Genomic DNA, 19,072 nt, shown 5'->3' on the forward strand with positions numbered 1-19,072 from the left:
AGGCGCAGCTTTCCCGCATGGTCCCGGTCCATGCCGTTCAGGACCTGACCGCCGAGGGTCCGTCGGTCCAGCGCGAACTGGCGCTGATCAAGGTCCAGGGCAAGGGCGAGCACCGGATCGAGGCGCTGCGCCTGGCCGAAATCTTCCGCGCGAACGTGGTCGATTCGACGCTGGAAAGCTTCGTCTTCGAGATGACCGGGACGCCCGAGAAGATCGACGCCTTTGCCGAGCTGATGCGCCCGCTGGGCCTGGTCGAGATCGCGCGCACCGGCGTCGCGGGTCTGAAGCGCGGCGCCTAGCTGTTCCGCGCCGGATACAGGTAGTCGCGCGTCATCGGCACGGTGCCGCGCGCCTTGGCCAGTTGCAGCTGGTGGATCACCAGATAGGCCTCGGAAAAGCTCAGTTCGGCCGATTGCAGGTAGTAGCGCCACATCCGCACGAAGCGGTCATCCTGCAACTGGCGCACCCGGTCGATGTTGCGGTCGAAACGCTTCAGCCATTCCTGCAGCGTGCGCTCGTAATGCCCGCGCCAGACCTCGAGGTCGGACAGGATCAGCCCGGTCTTCTCGACCACCCGCATCGCTTGGCTGATCGTGGGGCAATAGGCACCGGGGAAGATGTATTTGTTGAACCAGGGCGAGATGGTGTTCGGCGGCGACCAGCGCCCGATGTAATGGATCAGCGCCACGCCATCCTCGGGCATCAGGTCGGCGACCTTCTGGAAATAGGTGCGCAGATGCGGCAGGCCGACATGCTCCATCATGCCGACCGAGACCACGCGGTCGAAACGCTCGGTCACGCGGCGATAATCCTGCAGGCGGAACTCCACCTGGCCCTCCAGCCCCGCCTCGCGCGCCCTTTGCCGTGCCTCGGCCAGCTGCACCTGGGACAGCGTGATGCCGGTCACGTGCACCCCGTGATCGCGCGCCAGCGTCAGCGCCAGAGTGCCGAAGCCGCAGCCGATGTCGAGAACGCGCATCCCCGGCTTCAGCAGAAGCTTCGCGCCAATATGTGCCATCTTCGCGGTCTGCGCCTCGTCCAGCGTCATCTCGGGACGGCGGAAATAGGCGCAGGTGTATTGCTTGGTCTCGCCGAGGAAGAGGCCGTAGAGCTCGGGCGAGATGTCGTAGTGATGCGCCACATTGCGTTGCGCGACGCCCAGACGGTTCCAGATCGCCCAGGATTTCGCCCAGGCCCAGAGCGCGGCCAGCTGCGGAAGCGGCACGGGCAGCTTGCGACCCCGGACATTGCGCAATGCGAAGGTGATCAGGCTGCGGATGTCGTCGTCGCGCAGCGTCAGCCGCCCGTCCATATAGGCCTCGCCCATGGCCAGATCCGGCCGCATCAGGAACTTCCGCGGCAGGTCGGGATCGTGCAGGGTAACTGCGACTTCCGGTGCGCCGCCCGGACCGAAATGTCGGGTCGAGCCGTCGGCCAGCGTCAGGTCAAGCGCGCCGTCGCGCACGCCCCGGCGCAGCACGGTTGCCAGAATATCGTCCCAGATCATTGCAGACCCTCCCCACCTCCGGACACGGCCCCAGAGCCCTAACGCCGGACGACAGGATCGGTTCCTCAGGCGCCCCGAAATTGCGGCGGGCGCTTTTCCAGAAAGGCGGCGACCCCTTCGCGGAAGTCGGCGCTTTCCCCGCAGCTGCCCTGCAGCCGGGCCTCCAGCGCCAGTTGCGTTTCGAGCGATTGGTCGAAAGCCCCGCGCAGCGCCTGCTTCAGCGCGGCATAGGCCCCGGTCGGCCCGGCCGCCAGCTTCGCCGCCCGCGCCGCCACCACCTCGGCGAAGCGGTCGTCGGGCACCGCTTCCCAGATCATGCCCCAGCTTTCGGCCTGCCGGGCGCTGACGGGCTCCGCCAGAAGCGCCGCACCCATCGCCCGTTGCAGGCCCACCCGGCGCGGCAGGAAGCTGGTGCCGCCCGCATCCGGGATCAGGCCGATCCGGGTGAAGGCCTGGATGAAGACCGCGCTTTCGCAGGCGATCACCAGATCGCAGGCCAGCGCGAGGTTGGCCCCTGCCCCGACCGCCGCCCCGTTCACCGCCGCGATGACCGGCACCGGCGCTTCGGTGATCGCGCGGATCATCGGGACATATTCCTCGTTCAGGATCGTCTCGAAGCCCGTGGCATCCAGCCCTTGCGCGTCCGACAGGTCCTGCCCCGAGCAGAAGCCGCGCCCCGTCGCCGTCAGCACGATGACCCGGGCGGAATGGCCCGCCCGCAAGGCGGCCAGCAGGTCGGCGCGCATGGCGCGGTTCAGCGCGTTCATCACCTCGGGCCGGTTCATCGTGATCCGATGGATACCGCCCTCGACCTCGACCGTGACCAGATCGCCCATGCGCCGCCCTCCCGCGTTTCCGGCCACCCTAACCAGAGGGCAGCCGACGCCAAGACGAACGCCACGTCACGGGGCGGTCGAATGTAGGGTGGGTGCAACCCACCACTCGGTCATTCCTTCAATATCTCGCGCAGCCGCGCCTCTTCCTCTGCCGACAGCGTAACCTCGGTCCCCTTGCGGCGGCGTCCCGCCGTCACCGCCACCGCGATGCCCGCCAGAAGAAGCGCGGGGCCGGCCAGCCACAGCACCAGGTTCACCCCCTTGGCGGGCGGGTTGAACAGCACCCCCTCGCCATAGCGGGCGACGATGTAGTCCACCACCTGCGCGTCGCTGTCCCCCGCCACCAGCCGCTCGCGGATGATGATCCGCAGATCGCGGGCGATGGGGGCATTCGAATCGTCGATCGTCTCGCCCTGGCAGACCGGGCAGCGGATGTCGTGGCTGATCGTGCGGGCGCGGGCTTCCAGTGCCGGATCGGCGAGCATCTCGTCCGGCTGCACCGCCCAAGCGGGCGCAACCGCGAGGAACAGGGCGAAAACGTAGGGTGCGTGCTTGCACGCACCGCCTTTTCCAAACCATCTCATTCCGCCGGCACCCCGACCGGCACCCGCCGCGCGCCCGCGGCCACCCGGTAGCGCCGGTCGCTCAGCGACAGCCCGCCCCCCAGCGCCATCAGCAGCGCCCCGCCCCACAGCCAGTTGGCGAAGGGCTCGATGTAGCTCCTGACCGCCCAGCCGCCGTCCTTCTGCCGGTCGCCCAGCACCAGATACAGGTCGCGCGTGAAGCCGAAATCGATGGCGGCTTCGGTCGTCGGCATCCCCGCCACCGGATAGATCCGCTTCTCGGGTTTCAGCACCGCCACCAGCGCCCCGCCCTTCGTCACCGTCATCCGGCCCATCGTCGAGGTGTAGTTCGGCCCCTGCACCTCGTCGACCCGGTCCAACCGCACCTCGTAGGCGCCCAAGGGGAAGCTTTCCCCCAGCCGCACCACCCGGATGTCCTCGACCTTCCAGGAATGCATCGCCGCGACGGCGAAGATCGTCACCCCCAGCCCCAGATGCGCCGTAGCCTTGCCCCAGTCCGCCCGGGGCAGCCGGGTGAGCCGGGCCAGCCGCCCCGAAATCTCGCCGCGCCCGGTCCGCGCCCAAAGGTCGGCCAGCGCCCCGAAGACCACCCAGGCCCCCAGCGCCAGCCCCACCGGCCCCAGCGCCGACTGCCCGGTCTGCATGGCGAAGGCCAGACACCCCAGCGCGACCGACAGCACCAGAACCGGCAGCAGCCCCCGCAAGGACCGCCCGATGGAGCCCCGCTTCCACGCCAGCATCGCCCCCGGCGGCAGGATCAGCGCCAGCGCCACCATGAAGGGCGTGAAGGCCGCGTTGAAGAAAGGCTCGCCCACGCTTAGATCGCGCCCGAGCAACATCTGCCCGACCAGCGGCCAGATCGTCCCGATGAACACCACCAGCGCCGCGACCGACAGAAGGATGTTGTTCGCCACCAGCGCGCTTTCCCGGCTGACCAGGGCGAAGACCCCGCGCGCCTCCATCGCCCCGGCGCGGGCCGCGAACAGCATCAGCGCGCCGCCGGTGAAGAAGCCCAGGATCATCAGGATGAAGATCCCCCGCTCCGGGTCGTTGGCGAAGGCATGGACCGAAGTGATCACCCCCGACCGCACGATGAAGGTGCCGATCAGGCTGAACCCGAAGGCCATGATCGCAAGCAGGATCGTCCAGGCCTTCAGGCTTTCCCGCTTCTCCACCACGATCGAGGAATGCAACAGCGCCGCCGCCAGCAGCCAGGGCATGAAGCTTGCATTCTCCACCGGGTCCCAGAACCAGAACCCGCCCCAGCCCAGCTCGTAATAGGCCCACCACGACCCCAGCGCGATGCCGATGGTCAGGAAGATCCAGGCCGCCAGCGTCCAGGGCCGCACCCAGCGCCCCCAGGCGGCATCGACCCGGCCCTCGATCAGCGCGGCCACCGCGAAGGAAAACGCCATCGAAAGCCCGACATAGCCGAGATACAGGAACGGCGGATGGAAGGCCAAGCCGGGGTCCTGCAACAGCGGGTTCAGGTCCTCGCCGTCCAGGGGGGGCATCGCCAGCCGCCAGAACGGGTTCGAGGTGATCAGGAGGAAGGCCATGAACGCCACCCCGATCAGCCCCTGCACCGCCAACACCCGCGCCTTCAGCCGCACCGGCAGCCCGCCCCCGAACGCCGCCACCGCCGCCCCGTAGATCGCCAGGATCAGCACCCAGAGAAGGAGCGAGCCCTCATGGTTCCCCCAGACCCCGCTCACCTTGTACAGCATCGGCTTCAGCGTGTGCGAGTTCGACACCACTACCGCCAGCGAGAAATCCGAGACGACAAAGGCCCAGGTCAGCGCCGCGAAGGACCCGCCGATGAGCAGCAGCTGTAGCCCCGCCGCCGGCCCCGCCAGCGCCATGAGCCGCCGGTCGCCGACATGCGCCCCCCACATCGGCAGCGTGGCCTGCACCACCGCCACCATCAGCGCCAGGATCAGCGCGAAATGCCCAAGTTCGACGATCATCCGGATGCTCCTGTCGTTGCGCCCATGATAGGCCTCCCGGCAGGCGGGCGAAAGCCCTGCGCCCTTCCGCCGCGCCCCCTTTCCTGGACCCCTCGCCAGCCACCCGCCGAAGGCTGGTATGGGCCTGGGCATGATGCTAGTCTCGCCCGACCGTGCGGAGAGGCGGCTGGACCAAGGAACCTGCCTCGCAGGAAAAGAGAGTTTGACGCCATGACTGGCAATTTCAGGTCTGCCCCCGCCGACACTCGCTCCAGAGGTGCGACATGACCAAACAGGCGCTGAACGCGCTTCACGCCCGGATGGTCTTCGGCCGCCGCATCCGCGTCCTGGCCGGACATATCGCCGACCAGCTGCCCGGGGGCAGCGTCCTCGATGTTGGCTGTGGCGACGGCACACTCGCCCAGGCCGTCATGCAGCTGAACCCGAAGACCAGCTTCCAGGGCATCGACGTCTTCCTGCGCCCCAGCGTCGCCATTCCGGCCCAGGTCTACGACGGCCAGACGATCCCTTTCCCGGACGGCGCCTTCGACTGGGTCACCATCTGCGACGTGCTGCACCATACCGACGATCCCGCCGCCGTGCTGGCCGAATGCGTCCGTGTCGCCCGACGCGGCGTGGTGATCAAGGACCACCTGCGCGAGGGTCTCCTGGCCGGGCCCACGCTGCGCCTGATGGACTGGGTCGGCAACCGTGGCCATGATGTCCGCCTGCCCTACAACTACCTGACGCGCGCCGAATGGACCGCGATCTTCGCCCGCCTCGGCGTGGCGCCCCTGCGCTGGGAGCAGAGCCTGGGCATCTATCCGGCGCCCTTCGGGCTGGTCTTCGACCGCTCGCTGCATTTCGTGGCCACCGTCGCTAAGGTCCCGCAGGCAGAGGTTGCCGGGAAAGCGACACAGACAGCCCCCCGCGCCGTTCCCGCCGCCTGAGACAGAAAGGATTGCGATGACCCGCATCATGTTGATCGGCGCCCCCATCGACAGCGGGCAGAAACGCGCGGGCTGCCTGATGGGGCCTGCCGCCTACCGCGTCGCGGGCCTTGCGCATGAGATTTCCGCCGAGGGTCATGCCGTCGAGGATTGGGGCGACCTTGCACTTTCCGATCTGCCCGACGTCACCTGCCCGAATCCTGTCGTGCACGATCTTTCCGAAACCGTCGCCTGGGCCGCGCTGTTGATGGACCGGGTCGACGCCGCCCTCAGCCAGGGCGGCTTTCCGATTATCCTCGGCGGCGACCATTCGCTTGCCCTTGGCTCCGCTGCCGGAGCCGCCGCCTTCGCCGCGCGCCAGAACCGCCCGCTGTTCCTTCTCTGGCTCGACGCGCATTCCGATTTCCATACGCCGCTCACCACCAGCTCCGGCAACCTGCACGGCACGCCCCTGGCCTATATCGCGGGCCGCGAGGGGTTCGACGCCTTTCCGCCCTTCCCCCTTGCCGTCCCCGCCCACCGCATCTGCATGTTCGGTATCCGCTCGGTCGATCCGGCCGAACAGGCCGCGATGCAGGAACGCGACATCTTCATCAACGACATGCGGGTGATCGACGAACGTGGCCTCGTCGCCCCTCTGCGCGAATTCCTCGATCTGGTCCGCAGCGAGGGCGGGATGCTGCATGTCAGCCTCGACGTGGATTTCCTGGACCCTTCCATCGCCCCCGCCGTCGGCACCACCGTTCCCGGCGGCGCGACCTTCCGTGAGGCGCATCTGGTGATGGAGCTCCTGCACGAATCCGGCCTCGTCACCTCGCTGGATTTGGTGGAGTTGAACCCCTTCCTCGACGACCGGGGCATGACCGCGCGGCTGATGGTCGATCTTGTCGGCAGCCTGATGGGGAAAAAGGTGTTCGACCGTCCGACGCGGTCGAAATAGCATCGACCCCTTATCTTGTCGGCTGCCGGGGTCAGCTTCAAACATCTTGCGTTTGTATATACACGCCGTAGATTCGTTGTAAATACGCTCGCCACAACCCTGACCTGAATGTGCGGATTGTTTCCAACCGAAGGGGGGTCGTCGACGTCGGAGACCCGCCCCCGGTCTGTGCCATGCCTCGCGGCCGTTGCGAGTTAGTGAAGCCGGAACTCCCCCACCACATTGCGCCACTCTCCCGGCGCGATCAGCTTGCGATGGGTGAAGCGTACCGAATGCAGCGGCCCCTCGATCTTTTCCTGCCAGAACTCGATGAAGCGGAAAAGCGCGGGGTAATCCGGGGCCAGATCATACTCCTGCCAGATGAAGCTGTTGAGAACATTGCGATAATCCGGCATCCGGTAGTAAAGCTCTGCCGTGGTCAACCCGTAGCCCTTCAGCATCAGTTCCGTCTCTTGCCCGATCATTCCGATCCTCCTTTTCCGGGACCTTGCCAAAGAATCATGCCACGCCCATTATAAAAATCAATGAAAACAATATTTTGTCATTCGACACTGATGGCTGCCAGCTCTGGCCGCAGCCGCCATTGCACCCCATAGCTGGGATGGTGTATCTTCCCGCCTGCTAAATCTTGATCCCGCAAGGAAGGCGCGCGCCCTCATGGCCGATACCCCGGAAGAGACTGACAAGAAAGAAGAAAGCCCGGAGCGCCCCAGCTGGCATGGCCCCCAGGTCGACATCTCGGCCGAGATGAAGACCGCTTATCTCGACTATGCGATGAGCGTGATCGTAAGCCGTGCGATCCCCGACCTGCGCGACGGGCTGAAACCCGTCCACCGCCGCATCCTCTTTGCGATGCACGAAAGCGGCAACACGCATGACAAGTCCTATCGCAAATCGGCCCGGCCGGTCGGCGACACGATGGGGAAATACCACCCCCACGGTGACTCTGCGATCTATGACGCGCTGGTCCGCATGGCGCAGCCGTTCAGCATGTCGCTGAAACTGCTGGATGGGCAGGGCAACTTCGGCTCGATGGATGGCGATAACGCCGCCGCGATGCGCTATACCGAAGTCCGGATGGACAAGCCTGCCGCCTTTCTTCTGTCGGACATCGACAAGGAAACGGTGGACTTTCAGGACAACTACGACGGCAAGGACAAGGAGCCCACCGTCCTGCCTGCCCGCTTCCCGAACATGCTGGTCAACGGCGCGGGCGGCATCGCGGTCGGCATGGCCACCAACATCCCGCCGCACAACCTGGGCGAGGTGATCGACGGCACCCTCGCCATGATCGAGAACCCCGACATCAGCATGGAAGCGCTGATGGAGATCATCCCCGCCCCCGACTTTCCGACCGGCGGCCAGATCCTCGGCCGCTCCGGCGCGCGCAAGGCCTATCTTGAGGGGCGCGGCTCGGTCATCATCCGTTCCAAGACCCATATCGAGGAAATCCGCAAGGACCGCTGGGCCATCGTCATCGACGAGGTGCCCTATCAGGTCAACAAGGCGACGATGATCGAGAAGATCGCCGAACTGGTGCGCGAGAAGCGGGTCGAGGGTATCGCCGGGATCGCGGATGAATCCGACCGGATCGGCGTCCGCGTGGTGATCGAGCTGAAACGCGACGCGACGCCCGACGTGGTGCTGAACCAGCTCTTCCGGTTCTCGACCATGCAGATCAGTTTCGGCTGCAACATGCTGGCCTTGAACGGCGGGCGGCCCGAGCAGCTGACCCTCCGTGATTTTCTCAGCCATTTCATTACCTTCCGAGAGGAAGTTGTTGCCCGCCGCACTGCCTTTGAGCTTCGCAAGGCGCGCGAGCGCAGCCACATCCTGTGCGGCCTCGCCGTCGCGGTCTCCAACGTCGACGAGGTTGTCGCCACGATCCGCGCCTCCGCCGACCCGGCAGAGGCCCGCGAGAAGCTGATGACCCGCCGCTGGCCCGCCCATGACATCGCCGCGTATATCCGCCTGATCGACGATCCCTCGCACACGATCAATGACGACGGGACCTACAACCTCTCCGAAGCGCAGGCCCGCGCGATCCTTGACCTGCGGCTGCAACGCCTCACCGCGATGGGGGTCAAGGAAATCACCGACGAGCTGGAGGAACTGGCCGCCAGGATCAAGGATTTCCTCGACATCCTTGGCAGCCGCGACCGGATCATGGCGATCATCTCGGACGAACTCCGCGAGGTGAAGGCCCTCTTCGCCGTCCCCCGCCGCACCGAGATCACCGACTGGTCCGGCGACATGGAGGACGAGGACCTGATCGAGCGCGAGGACATGGTCGTCACCATCACCTCGGGCGGCTACATCAAGCGCACCTCCCTGGCCGAATTCCGCGCCCAGAACCGTGGTGGCAAGGGCCTGGCCTCGATGCAGACCAAGGACGACGATGTCGTCACCACGCTTTTCGTCGCGAATACGCATACTTGGCTTTTGTTCTTCACAACCGACGGCATGGTCTACAAGCTGAAGACCTGGCGCCTGCCGCTCGCGGGCCGCACCGCCAAGGGCAAGGCTCTGGTCAACATCCTGCCCATTCAAAGTGGCATCTCCATCGCCGCGCTGATGCCCGTGGACGTGCCCGAGGAAGACTGGGGCAACCTGCAGATCGTCTTCGCCACCTCGGACGGCGACGTGCGGCAGAACGATCTGAGCGACTTCACCAACGTCATGCGCAACGGCAAGATCGCGATGCGCCTGCCCGAGGGCATCACGCTGGTGAACGCCGCCATCGCCGACGAGAACGACGACATCATGCTGGTGACCGAGGCGGGCCGCGCCATCCGCTTCTCCACCACCGAGATCCGCGTCTTCAAGTCGCGCGGCTCGACCGGCGTCCGCGGCATCCGGCTGGCCGAGGGCGACCATGTCGTCAGCATGTCGATCATCCGCCATTTCGAGGCCACGCCCGAGGAACGCGCCGCCTACCTGAAACAGCGCCGCCTGATGGCCGGGATCACCGAGGACGAGGCCGACGATGAAGAGGAAACTGTCGCCGCAGGCCAGCTTTCCCCCGAGCGCTACGCTCAGATGTCAGCGGCCGAGGATCTGATCCTGACCGTCACCAAGGGCGGCTCGGGCAAGCTCTCCTCCAGCCACGACTACCCGGTGCGGGGCCGCGGGGGCATGGGCGTCAAGGCGATCTCGCCGGGGCCGAGGGGCGGCCGCATCATCGCCTCCTTCCCGGTCGACCTTTCCGACCAGATCATGCTCGCCACCTCGACCGGCCAGTCGATCCGCACCCCGGTGGAGCAGGTCAGCTTCCGCTCGCGCTCGGCGGGCGGCGTCCGCGTCTTCGCCGTGGCAGCGGATGAGGAAGTGGTGTCGGTCGCCCGCGTGGCGGATCAGGGAGAGGAATGATGCACTGGACGAGCTGGGTCTATGTCGTCGCAATCGCTGCGATGCCCGTTGTGATGGCCGTCATGAGCCGAAAGGTGACCGCTCAGCGACAGCGCCAGAACGACCTTCTCGAACGCATCGCTACCGCCCTTGAACAGCGCAAGCCTTGAAACCCGCCTCGCGGCCCTCGCGTTCGCCGGGGAAACCATCACCTACGGCGACCTCGCGCGCGCGCTGGGTTTGCGCATGGCCGACCTTACGCGCGACCTCGAAGCCCTGATGGAGGAGGACGCGGCCCAGGGAAAACCCTTCCGCGCCGCCCTCCTCCGCCAGCGCCTTTCGCCGGATGGCCATCCCGCCCCCGGATTCTTCCTCAAGGCCGCCGCCCTTGGTCGCCCGCTGACGCCCGCCGAAATCGAATCCGAACGCCAGGCGAATTTTCTGTCCGCAAATATCCCGGGGTGAGCGCGCCAGCGCGAGGGGCAGCGCCCCTCCTTGCAACGCCAGCCCCGCAAAGCTACATCGCCCGCATGGAACAGCTTCACATCATCGGCGGCGGCATGGCGGGCTCCGAAGCCGCCTGGGCCGCCGCGAACCTTGGCGTTCCCGTTGTCCTGCACGAGATGCGGCCCAAGGTGGGCACCTTCGCCCACCGCACCGGCGACTTCGCCGAGATGGTCTGCTCCAACTCCTTCCGCTCCGACGATCACGAACGCAACGCCGTCGGCCTGATCCATTGGGAGATGCGGCAGGCGGGCAGTCTGGTGATGGAGATGGCACAGAAACACCGGCTTCCGGCAGGCGGCGCGCTGGCTGTCGACCGTGACCCCTTCGCCGCTGCCGTGACCGAACGCCTGAAATCGCATCCGCTGATTTCAACGTCCTATGAAGAAGTTACCGAACTTCCCTCATCCGGAAACTGGATCATCGCCACCGGCCCGCTGACCAGCCCTGCGCTGGCAGCAAGCATCCGTGCCGCAACCGGGGCCGAGGCGCTCGCCTTCTTCGATGCCATCGCGCCGATTGTATATACAGATAGTATAGACATGTCGGTCGCCTGGCTGCAAAGCCGCTATGACAAGGGCGAGACCGAGGACGAGAGACGCGCCTATATCAACTGCCCGATGACCCGCGACCAGTACGAAGCCTTCATCGACGCGCTCCTCGCCGCCGAGAAGACCGAGTTCCACGAGGGCGAAACGGCGGGCTATTTCGACGGCTGCCTCCCCATCGAAGTGATGGCGGACCGTGGGCGCGAGACGCTGCGCCACGGGCCGATGAAGCCGGTGGGCCTGACCAACGCCCATCAGCCGGACGTGAAGCCCTATGCCGTGGTGCAACTTCGCCGCGACAACAAGCTCGGGACGCTGCACAATATCGTCGGTTTCCAGACAAAGATGAAATACGGCGCGCAAACCGCTGTTTTCAAGCTGATTCCAGGGCTGGGGAATGCCAGTTTCGCCCGGCTTGGCGGTATCCACCGGAACACCTTCATCAACTCGCCCACGCTGCTGGACGCGCAGATGCGGCTGAAATCGCGCCCGTATATACGCTTCGCAGGCCAGATCACCGGAGTCGAGGGCTATGTCGAATCCGCCGCCATTGGCCTCCTGGCCGGACAAATGGCCGCGCACGATCTTCTCGGGCGCGCGCTTCCGCCGCCGCCCCCGGAAACCGCGATGGGAGCGCTTGTCACCCATATCACCGGCGGGGCCGAGGCGAAAACCTTCCAGCCGATGAACGTGAACTTCGGCCTCTTCCCCCCGATCGACGCCAAGGGTGGCCGCCGGGGTCGGCACGACCGCTACAAGGCCTATACCGACCGGGCGAAAGAGGCCTTCACCGCATGGCTGAACGCCTGACCGGCCCCCGGGGGAAACCCCGCCCCGGACTTGATCCGGGGCCTCGCCATCAACCCGCATGGACAGGAGAGGTCCCGGGTGAGGCCCGGGACCGGGTCGCATGTTCGTAACCCGCTTCGCCCCCAGCCCGACCGGCCCCCTGCATCTCGGCCACGCCTATTCCGCGATCCTTGCGCATGACATGGCGCGGGCTGCGGGCGGCAGGTTCCTGCTCAGGATGGAAGACACCGATCTAGAACGCTCGAAACCCGAATACGACGAACTGATCCAGAGCGATCTCGCCTGGCTTGGTCTTGCCTGGGACGGCCCGATCCACCGCCAGTCCCAACATATCGCCGCCTACAACGCCCGGCTGGAGCCCCTGGTCGCGACGGGCCTCCTCTATCCCTGCTCCTGCACCCGTTCCGACATCCGCGCCGCCCTTGTCGCCCCGCAGGAGGGGGTGGCCTTCAACGTCTATCCCGGCACCTGCCGAGGCCGACCGATGGCCAGCCGCCTGCCAGGCGATGCACTGCGACTGGACCTCGCCGCCGCCCTGCGAGCGCTCGCGGCTGACCTCGGCTTCACCGAAACCGGCCCCACCCATGCGGGCCGTCACCGCATCGACCCGGACCAGGCGCAGCGCCAGATCGGCGATGTGGTTCTCTCCCGCAAGGGCGAGGACATCGTCGCCTATTTCCTCGCCTCGGCCTTCGACGATGCCGATCAGGGCGTGACCCATGTGATCCGCGGCGAGGACCTGTTCGACTTCACCCCGGTGCAGGTGATCCTCCAGCATCTCCTCGGCCTGCCGACGCCCATCTACCACCACCACCACCTGATCCGCGACGATCAGGGCAAACGGCTCGCCAAGCGGGACGATGCCCGCGCGCTGTCGAAATACCGGGCCGAGGGGGCGACGCCTGCCGACATCCGCCGCATGGTCGGGTTACCAGATCGTTAACGTCCGCGGACAAGCCCTTGATTTTCCAGCACCGCTCAAGGTGCCCGCGCGTGGACAGGCGCCATGATCTCCACCTCCTCGCCGCCCCGGACCGCCGTATAGAAGCAGGACCTCCGCCCGGTATGGCAGGCCGGCCCCTCCTGCTCAACCAGCGCCAAGAGGCAGTCCCGGTCACAGTCCAGCCGCAGTTCCACCAGCCGCTGGTGATGCCCCGAGGTCTCCCCTTTCACCCAGAAGGCCCCCCGCGACCGGGACCAGTAGGTGACGCGCCCGGTCTCCAGGGTCGCCACAACCGAGGCTGCGTTCATCCAGGCGAGCATCAACACCTCGCCCGACGCCGCATCCTGCGCCACGCAGGGAATGAGCCCCGCCGCATCATAGGTCAGTGTGGCCGGATCGAAGGGCATGGGCTTCTCCTTGGCAGGCGGGCGGCGCGGGTCTACATATGCGGGAACGCAAGGAAACGCCATGAGCGACAGCGACCTGATCAAGCTCTACTCGACCCGCATCCTGGGCCTCGCCGCCGGGATCCCGCATCTCGGGCGGCTTCCCGCCCCGCAGGGCACGGCGCGGCGGCGCTCTCCCCTCTGCGGGTCGACGGTGACGGCGGATGTGGTGGTGGAGGACGGCCGCATCGCCGGTTTCGCCCAGGACGTGAAGGCCTGCGCTCTGGGCCAGGCCTCGGCGGCCGTTCTGGGAGAGGTGGTGATCGGCCGGACGCTCCCCGAGCTGCAAGCCGCCCGCGACGCCCTGCGAGCCATGCTGAAAGAGGGCGGCCCGGTCCCCGCCGCGCCGTTCCAGGGCTACGAAGTCCTGCTGCCCGCCCGCGACTACAAGAACCGGCACGCCTCGATCCTGCTGGCGCTGGAAGCGGTCTGCGAGGCGATGGAGGCCGCGCAGGCTGCAGCCTAGAAAAAACCGCCGCACATCCAAAGGGATGGCGGCGGCAGTGGCGCGTCTGGTATGGCGGACGGTGGGCCAGGCAAGGCGGACCGTCACCCTTGGGGGACAGAGCGCGGGGCAGAAACCTTAAGTCAGGCCGGGCAGCGACAGCACGGCGAAGAGGATCACGAACAGCGCGGCGAGCCCGACCAGATCCTCCATTACGCCTTTCGGGCTGTGGCTCAGCAGGGTCTTCATGGCGTCTTTCATCGCGTTCTCCATGATCTGTTGCCGGATTGTTCTCACATCCTCAACGCCCTGTAAAGAACTTTTTAAGAACATTCGTGAACGAAGCGCGATTCTACCCCTCAACCCACGCCCATCAGGCGCAGCGCCCGGTCCTGGTCCATCAGCCACAACAGCATCTGCGCGGCCTTGCCACGTGCCCTGGAAAGGTCCGGATCATCGACCAGAAGCTTGCGCGCATCGCTTTGCGCCAGAGCCATCAGGCTCGCCTGCCGTTCCAGGTCGGCCACCCGGAAGCGCGGCAGGCCGGATTGGGCGGTGCCGATCAGGTCGCCTGCGCCCCGCATCGCCAGATCTTCCTCGGCGATGCGGAAGCCGTCTTCCGTGTCGCGGATCGTGGTCAGCCGACGGGCGCCGGTCTCGTTCAGCGGCGGCTGGTACATCAGGAGACAGGTCGAGGCCGCCTCGCCTCGCCCCACCCGACCCCGCAGCTGGTGCAGCTGCGCCAGACCGAAGCTCTCCGCCTGCTCGATGACCATGATCGTGGCGTTGGGCACGTTCACCCCCACCTCGATCACCGTGGTCGCCACCAGCACCGATGTCTCCCCGGCCACGAAGCGCGCCATCGCGGCATCCTTCTCGGCCGGGGGCATCTGGCCGTGGACGAGCCCCACCCGGTCGCCCAAAGCGGCGCGCAGCGAGCGGAAGCGTTCTTCGGCGCTGGCATAGTCGACCACCTCGGATTCCTCGACCAGCGGGCAGACCCAATAGGCCTGCCGCCCCTCGGCCACTGCCTTGCGCAGATGCTCGACCACCTCGTCCAGCCGCTCGACCGAGACCATGGCGGTGCGGATCGGCTTGCGGCCTGCAGGCTTTTCATCCAGCACCGAGACATCCATGTCGCCATGCGTCGCCAGCGCCAGCGACCGGGGAATCGGCGTCGCGGTCATCACCAGCACGTCCACCGCGGCGCCCTTGGCGCCCAGTTCCATCCGCTGCGCCACGCCGAAGCGGTGCTGCTCATCCACCACCGCGACGCGCAAGTCCTTGAATTCCACATCCTTCTGGAAGACCGCATGGGTACCGACCAGGATCGGGATCCGTCCCATCGCCAGGTCTTCCAGTTTCATCGCGCGGTCCGCCCCCCGGTCGCGTCCCGTGAGAAGCTCCAGACGCACCCCGGCGGCACGGGCGAGCGGCGCAAGACCTTCGAAATGCTGGCGGGCGAGGATTTCGGTCGGCGCCATCATCACGCCCTGGCCCCCGGCCTCCACCGCGATGAGCAGCGCCTGGAAGGCCACCAAGGTCTTCCCCGCCCCCACGTCGCCCTGCAGAAGCCGGTTCATCCGCAGGGGCTGGGCCATGTCGGCGGCGATCTCCGCCACCGCGCGGGACTGGGCGGCGGTCGGGTCATAAGGCAGGCTTTGCAATACCTTGGCACGCAAAGCTCCAGTGCCTTCCGTCACCACGCCCTTGCCCCGGCGCAGGCGGGACCGGGCGATCGACAGGGTCAACTGGTGCGCGAAAAGCTCGTCATAGGCCAGCCGCTGGCGCACCGGATGGGTGAAGGCCAGCGCCCCCGGTCCGTCCGGCCCATGCGCGGCCTTCAGCGCCGATGACCAGTCCGGCCAGCCCTCACGCGCCATCAGGGCAGGGTCGATCCACTCCGCCTCTTCCGGCAGCCGCGTCAGCGCGGCCTGCGCCGCCTTGCCGACCAGCCTTTGCGTCAGGCCCGCCGCCAGCGGATAGACCGGCTCATACGCCGGGATCTCCCGCGCTTCCTCGACCCGCAGGACATGGTCGGGGTGGACCATCTGGGCGATGCCGTCGAAAAGCTCGACCTTGCCGGAGACGAGCCTGCGCTGGCCGGTGGGCAAAAGCTTCGCCAGCGCCTCGGCGCGGGCGTGGAAATAGACCAGCAGGAACTCGACCTTGCGGTCGCGGACATGCACCCGGTAGGGGCCGCCCTTCCGGCGCGGCGGCACATGCTGGTCGATCTCCACCTCGACCGTCAGGGTCGCGGGCGGCACCACGTCGCGCACCGAGGGGCGCAGCGCGCGGTCGACCCCGGAATGCGGCAGCAGATAGAGCAGGTCCTTCGGCCGCGTGACGCCCAGGCTCTCGAAGGCTTTCGCCGCCTTGGGGCCGACGCCGGGCAGCGTCTCCAGCCCGGCGAAGAGCGGAAACAGGGCCTCGGGCCGGGTCATCCGCCGATCAGCCGCAGCCAGGCATCCTCGTCGATGGTCTCGACCCCCAGCCGTTCCGCCTCCTTGGCCTTCGACCCCGCCCCCGGTCCGGCGATCAGCAGATCGGTCTTCGCGCTGACGCTGCCCGCGACCTTGGCCCCCAAGGCCTCGGCGCGGGCCTTGGCCTCGGCGCGGGTCATCTTCTCCAGCGTGCCGGTGAAGACCACGGTCTTGCCCGCGACGGGGCTGTCCACCTGCCCCCGCGCCGCAACCGGCTGGATGGTCAGCTGCGCGGCCAGCGCGTCGATGGCGGCCCGTTCCGCCGGGTTCTGGAAGGCGTCGACCAGGCTTTGCGCCATGACTGCGCCCACCCCGTTGATCGAGGTCAGCTCGTCCCATTCCGCGCTGCCGGGAGTTGCGTTGGTCACGGCGGCCTCGAAGGCCTCCCAGCTGGAATAGTGCCGGGCCAAGAGCCCCGCCGCCACTTCGCCGACATGGCGGATGCCGAAGGAAAAGATCAGCCGGTCCAGCGGAATCGTCCGCCGCTGTTCGATGGCAGCGAAAAGCTTGGTGGCGGACACTTCGCCGAAACCGTCGCGATTCTTCAGCTTCTGCAGGGGGTTGGCGGCGTCCCTTGCGGCGAGGGTGAAGATATCGGCGGGGGTCTTCACCGGCAGGGAGGCGTCTCTGAAGAACATCTCCACCTGCTTCGCGCCCAGCCCCTCGATGTCGAAGGCGGCGCGGGAGACGAAATGCTTCAGCCGCTCGACGGCCTGCGCCGGGCAGATCAGGCCGCCGGTGCAGCGGCGGACGGAATCGCCCTCCTCACGGTGGGCGGGGCTGTGGCATTCCGGGCATTCCGTTGGAAAGACATAGGGTTGCGCGCCATCCTTGCGGCAGGACAGGTCGACATCGGCCACCTTGGGGATCACATCCCCGGCGCGATAGACCTGTACCCAGTCACCAATGCGGATGTCCTTGCCGCCCCGGATCTGCTCGCCCCGGCTGTCGCGCCCGGCGATGTAGTCCTCGTTGTGGAGCGTGGCATTGCTCACCACCACGCCGCCCACCGTGACCGGCTTCAGCCGCGCGACGGGCGAGAGCGCGCCGGTGCGGCCGACCTGGATGTCGATGCCCAGAAGCTCGGTCCAGGCGAGTTGGGCGGGGAACTTGTGGGCAAGGGCCCAGCGGGGGGTCGAGGAGCGGAAGCCGAGCCGGGATTGAAGCGCAAGGTCGTTCACCTTGTAGACCACCCCGTCGATGTCATAGCCGAGCGTCGCGCGCTGCGCCTCGATCAGGGCATAATGGGCCAGCATCTCCTCGGGACCGGCGCAGAGGGTGGTCAGCGGATTTGTATGGAATCCCAAAGACTTGAGGCGCTGGATCGCTTCGAACTGCGTGGCGGCAAGCGGGGCGGAATGTTCCCCCCAGGAATAGGCGAAGAAGCGCAGGGGCCGCGCGGCGGTGATGCGCGCGTCCAGCTGGCGCAGCGATCCGGCAGCGGCGTTGCGGGGGTTGGCGAAGGTCTTGTCACCCGCCGCCGCCTGCCGTTCGTTCAGGCGCGCGAAATCGGCATGGCTCATGTAGACCTCGCCCCGCACTTCCAGCACCTGGGGCGCGTCGCCGGTCAGGCGCCGGGGGATGTCGGCAATGGTCCGCGCGTTCTCGGTGACGTTCTCGCCCACCTCGCCATCGCCCCGGGTCGCGGCCTGCACCAGCACCCCGCCTTCATAGCGCAGTGACAGCGACAGCCCGTCGATCTTCGGCTCGGCGGTATAGGCCACCTCTCCCGTGAAGCCCAGGAACCGGCGCACCCGGTCGTCGAACTCGGCCACCTCCTCTACCGCGAAGGCATTTTCCAAGGACAGCATCCGCACCCGGTGCGTGACCTTGCCGAATCCCTCGGCCACGGCCGCACCGACCTGGTCGCTGGGCGAATCCGCCCGCTTCAGACCGGGGAACCGCGCCTCGATGGCGGCATTCCGCCGCTTCAGCGCATCATAGTCGGCATCCGAAATCTCGGGCGCGTCGAGCGTGTGGTAGGCGGTGTTGGCATCCGCGATGGCCTGGGCCAGGCGGGACAGCTCCTCCCCCGCTTCGGCTTCCGTCAACGCCTCGACCGCCTTCTCCACCATGCCCGCCCCCATCCTGCCGGACGACGTTAGGCGGCGGGCCCGCGACAGTAAAGGTCAGGCGCTGGCCGCAAGCCGCGCCTGCCCGCCGGCAGGGTCGCGCAGCACATAGCCCCGGCCCCAGACGGTTTCGATGTAATTGTCGCCGCCGGTGGCTTCGGCCAATTTCTTGCGCAGCTTGCAGATGAAAACGTCGATGATCTTCAATTCCGGCTCGTCCATGCCGCCATAAAGATGGTTCAGGAACATTTCCTTGGTCAGCGTCGTTCCCTTGCGCAGGGACAGGAGTTCCAGCATCTGGTATTCCTTGCCGGTCAGATGCACCGCCTTGCCCTCGACATCTACCGTCTTGGCATCAAGGTTGACCGAGACCCGCCCGGTCTTGATCACCGACTGGCTGTGCCCCTTGGACCGGCGGATGATCGCATGGATGCGCGCCACCAGTTCCTCGCGGTGGAAGGGCTTGGTCAGGTAGTCGTCAGCGCCAAAACCGAAGCCTTTCAGTTTGTTTTCCGTATCATCCGCGCCGGAGAGGATCAGGATCGGGGTTTCCACCCGCGACTGTCGGATCTGGCGCAGGACCTCGTGCCCGCTCATGTCCGGCAGGTTCAGGTCGAGGAGGATCAGGTCGTAATCGTATAGCTTCGCCAGGTCGATCCCGTCTTCGCCCATGTCCGTGCAGTAGACGTTCAGGTTGGCATGGGTCAGCA

General features: G+C 66.9%; 19 protein-coding genes. 9 read left to right on the forward strand and 10 right to left on the reverse strand.

The features are described 5' to 3' along the window. Positions 1–299: acetolactate synthase small subunit (gene ilvN / locus V7Q39_RS10555; protein WP_333816527.1), on the forward strand; the 299-nt coding region annotated here is incomplete at its 5' end. On the opposite strand, the gene V7Q39_RS10560 is transcribed toward ilvN, so the two are convergent. The 4 genes from V7Q39_RS10560 to V7Q39_RS10575 all read right to left on the reverse strand — a co-directional run bounded on the left by V7Q39_RS10560 (position 296) and on the right by V7Q39_RS10575 (position 4,894). Continuing rightward, positions 296–1,507, reverse strand: a complete 1,212-nt coding sequence (locus tag V7Q39_RS10560) for a cyclopropane-fatty-acyl-phospholipid synthase family protein (RefSeq protein WP_333816528.1) — start codon at positions 1,505–1,507, stop codon at positions 296–298. The two genes, ilvN and V7Q39_RS10560, sit on opposite strands and share 4 nt — an antisense overlap. Positions 1,508–1,572: 65 nt before the next feature. Further along, positions 1,573–2,343, reverse strand: a complete 771-nt coding sequence (locus V7Q39_RS10565) for an enoyl-CoA hydratase-related protein (RefSeq protein ID WP_333816529.1) — start codon at positions 2,341–2,343, stop codon at positions 1,573–1,575. A 110-nt stretch (positions 2,344–2,453) separates the two neighbouring features. Continuing rightward, positions 2,454–2,927 (reverse strand): cytochrome c-type biogenesis protein, encoded by a 474-nt coding sequence (locus tag V7Q39_RS10570; protein ID WP_333816530.1) that lies wholly within the window; start codon positions 2,925–2,927, stop codon positions 2,454–2,456. Beyond that, a complete protein-coding gene (locus V7Q39_RS10575) occupies positions 2,924–4,894 on the reverse strand; it encodes a heme lyase CcmF/NrfE family subunit (protein WP_333816531.1) in 1,971 nt (656 codons plus the stop codon). Before V7Q39_RS10575 ends, V7Q39_RS10570 begins: the two co-directional genes overlap by 4 nt. Positions 4,895–5,157: 263 nt before the next feature. Here V7Q39_RS10575 and V7Q39_RS10580 point away from each other — a divergent pair, with 263 nt between their 5' ends. Both V7Q39_RS10580 and rocF read left to right on the forward strand, forming a co-directional pair. Beyond that, positions 5,158–5,823 (forward strand): class I SAM-dependent methyltransferase, encoded by a 666-nt coding sequence (locus V7Q39_RS10580; RefSeq protein WP_333816532.1) that lies wholly within the window; start codon positions 5,158–5,160, stop codon positions 5,821–5,823. 16 nt (positions 5,824–5,839) lie between these two features. Next, on the forward strand, positions 5,840–6,763 hold the full coding sequence (gene rocF, locus V7Q39_RS10585) for an arginase (protein WP_333816533.1): 924 nt from the start codon (positions 5,840–5,842) through the stop codon (positions 6,761–6,763). Positions 6,764–6,957: 194 nt separating this feature from the next. On the opposite strand, the gene V7Q39_RS10590 is transcribed toward rocF, so the two are convergent. Then, positions 6,958–7,227 (reverse strand): usg protein, encoded by a 270-nt coding sequence (locus V7Q39_RS10590; protein WP_333816534.1) that lies wholly within the window; start codon positions 7,225–7,227, stop codon positions 6,958–6,960. A 193-nt stretch (positions 7,228–7,420) separates the two neighbouring features. On the opposite strand from V7Q39_RS10590, the gene gyrA reads away from it, so the two are divergent. From gyrA to gluQRS, 5 genes are all read left to right on the forward strand, one after another. Then, positions 7,421–10,132, forward strand: coding sequence for a DNA gyrase subunit A (gene gyrA, locus V7Q39_RS10595; RefSeq protein ID WP_333816535.1), 2,712 nt, complete (start codon positions 7,421–7,423; stop codon positions 10,130–10,132). Then, a complete protein-coding gene (locus tag V7Q39_RS10600; RefSeq protein WP_333816536.1) occupies positions 10,132–10,281 on the forward strand; it encodes a hypothetical protein in 150 nt (49 codons plus the stop codon). Before gyrA ends, V7Q39_RS10600 begins: the two co-directional genes overlap by 1 nt. A 76-nt stretch (positions 10,282–10,357) precedes the next feature. Then, positions 10,358–10,576 (forward strand): hypothetical protein, encoded by a 219-nt coding sequence (locus V7Q39_RS10605; RefSeq protein WP_333816537.1) that lies wholly within the window; start codon positions 10,358–10,360, stop codon positions 10,574–10,576. 65 nt (positions 10,577–10,641) lie between these two features. Further along, positions 10,642–11,973: a methylenetetrahydrofolate--tRNA-(uracil(54)-C(5))-methyltransferase (FADH(2)-oxidizing) TrmFO gene (gene trmFO / locus V7Q39_RS10610; RefSeq protein WP_333816538.1), complete on the forward strand. Its 1,332-nt coding sequence runs from the start codon at positions 10,642–10,644 to the stop codon at positions 11,971–11,973. Positions 11,974–12,073: 100 nt separating this feature from the next. Next, entirely contained in the window at positions 12,074–12,916 is an 843-nt protein-coding gene (gene gluQRS / locus V7Q39_RS10615) for a tRNA glutamyl-Q(34) synthetase GluQRS (RefSeq protein ID WP_333816539.1), read from the forward strand. Positions 12,917–12,951: 35 nt separating this feature from the next. Here gluQRS and hisI read toward each other — a convergent pair whose 3' ends face one another. Continuing rightward, entirely contained in the window at positions 12,952–13,323 is a 372-nt protein-coding gene (gene hisI, locus V7Q39_RS10620; protein WP_333816540.1) for a phosphoribosyl-AMP cyclohydrolase, read from the reverse strand. A gap of 61 nt (positions 13,324–13,384) precedes the next feature. On the opposite strand from hisI, the gene V7Q39_RS10625 reads away from it, so the two are divergent. Continuing rightward, positions 13,385–13,828: an iron-sulfur cluster assembly scaffold protein gene (locus V7Q39_RS10625; RefSeq protein ID WP_333816541.1), complete on the forward strand. Its 444-nt coding sequence runs from the start codon at positions 13,385–13,387 to the stop codon at positions 13,826–13,828. Between the two features lie 117 nt (positions 13,829–13,945). Here the strand turns inward: V7Q39_RS10625 and V7Q39_RS10630 are convergent, their stop codons facing one another. The 4 genes from V7Q39_RS10630 to ctrA form a co-directional block, all read right to left on the reverse strand. Then, positions 13,946–14,068: a hypothetical protein gene (locus V7Q39_RS10630; protein WP_333816542.1), complete on the reverse strand. Its 123-nt coding sequence runs from the start codon at positions 14,066–14,068 to the stop codon at positions 13,946–13,948. A gap of 98 nt (positions 14,069–14,166) precedes the next feature. Next, positions 14,167–16,251 carry an ATP-dependent DNA helicase RecG gene (recG, locus tag V7Q39_RS10635; RefSeq protein ID WP_333816543.1) on the reverse strand — a complete coding sequence of 695 codons (2,085 nt, stop codon included), beginning with the start codon at positions 16,249–16,251 and terminating at the stop codon, positions 14,167–14,169. Continuing rightward, a complete protein-coding gene (gene ligA / locus V7Q39_RS10640; RefSeq protein ID WP_333816544.1) occupies positions 16,248–18,365 on the reverse strand; it encodes an NAD-dependent DNA ligase LigA in 2,118 nt (705 codons plus the stop codon). The genes recG and ligA overlap by 4 nt, the downstream gene beginning before the upstream one ends. Before the next feature lie 54 nt (positions 18,366–18,419). Continuing rightward, positions 18,420–19,070, reverse strand: a complete 651-nt coding sequence (gene ctrA / locus V7Q39_RS10645) for a response regulator transcription factor CtrA (protein WP_333816545.1) — start codon at positions 19,068–19,070, stop codon at positions 18,420–18,422. Positions 19,071–19,072: the final 2 nt, after the last annotated feature.

This window comes from Tabrizicola sp., from assembly GCF_036781545.1.
Lineage (GTDB): Bacteria > Pseudomonadota > Alphaproteobacteria > Rhodobacterales > Rhodobacteraceae > Tabrizicola.

Excerpts from the sequence above, each read along its gene's own strand:
- V7Q39_RS10605 (WP_333816537.1), top strand. The coding sequence starts at position 10,358 with ATGGCCGACCTTACGCGCGACCTCGAAGCCCTGATGGAGGAGGACGCG.
- V7Q39_RS10565 (WP_333816529.1), bottom strand. The coding sequence starts at position 2,343 with ATGGGCGATCTGGTCACGGTCGAGGTCGAGGGCGGTATCCATCGGATC.
- V7Q39_RS10575 (WP_333816531.1), bottom strand. The coding sequence starts at position 4,894 with ATGATCGTCGAACTTGGGCATTTCGCGCTGATCCTGGCGCTGATGGTG.
- gyrA (WP_333816535.1), top strand. The coding sequence starts at position 7,421 with ATGGCCGATACCCCGGAAGAGACTGACAAGAAAGAAGAAAGCCCGGAG.
- ligA (WP_333816544.1), bottom strand. The coding sequence starts at position 18,365 with ATGGTGGAGAAGGCGGTCGAGGCGTTGACGGAAGCCGAAGCGGGGGAG.
- hisI (WP_333816540.1), bottom strand. The coding sequence starts at position 13,323 with ATGCCCTTCGATCCGGCCACACTGACCTATGATGCGGCGGGGCTCATT.
- V7Q39_RS10570 (WP_333816530.1), bottom strand. The coding sequence starts at position 2,927 with ATGAGATGGTTTGGAAAAGGCGGTGCGTGCAAGCACGCACCCTACGTT.
- recG (WP_333816543.1), bottom strand. The coding sequence starts at position 16,251 with ATGACCCGGCCCGAGGCCCTGTTTCCGCTCTTCGCCGGGCTGGAGACG.
- trmFO (WP_333816538.1), top strand. The coding sequence starts at position 10,642 with ATGGAACAGCTTCACATCATCGGCGGCGGCATGGCGGGCTCCGAAGCC.
- rocF (WP_333816533.1), top strand. The coding sequence starts at position 5,840 with ATGACCCGCATCATGTTGATCGGCGCCCCCATCGACAGCGGGCAGAAA.
- V7Q39_RS10590 (WP_333816534.1), bottom strand. The coding sequence starts at position 7,227 with ATGATCGGGCAAGAGACGGAACTGATGCTGAAGGGCTACGGGTTGACC.
- gluQRS (WP_333816539.1), top strand. The coding sequence starts at position 12,074 with ATGTTCGTAACCCGCTTCGCCCCCAGCCCGACCGGCCCCCTGCATCTC.
- V7Q39_RS10580 (WP_333816532.1), top strand. The coding sequence starts at position 5,158 with ATGACCAAACAGGCGCTGAACGCGCTTCACGCCCGGATGGTCTTCGGC.
- V7Q39_RS10625 (WP_333816541.1), top strand. The coding sequence starts at position 13,385 with ATGAGCGACAGCGACCTGATCAAGCTCTACTCGACCCGCATCCTGGGC.
- V7Q39_RS10630 (WP_333816542.1), bottom strand. The coding sequence starts at position 14,068 with ATGAAAGACGCCATGAAGACCCTGCTGAGCCACAGCCCGAAAGGCGTA.
- V7Q39_RS10560 (WP_333816528.1), bottom strand. The coding sequence starts at position 1,507 with ATGATCTGGGACGATATTCTGGCAACCGTGCTGCGCCGGGGCGTGCGC.
- V7Q39_RS10600 (WP_333816536.1), top strand. The coding sequence starts at position 10,132 with ATGCACTGGACGAGCTGGGTCTATGTCGTCGCAATCGCTGCGATGCCC.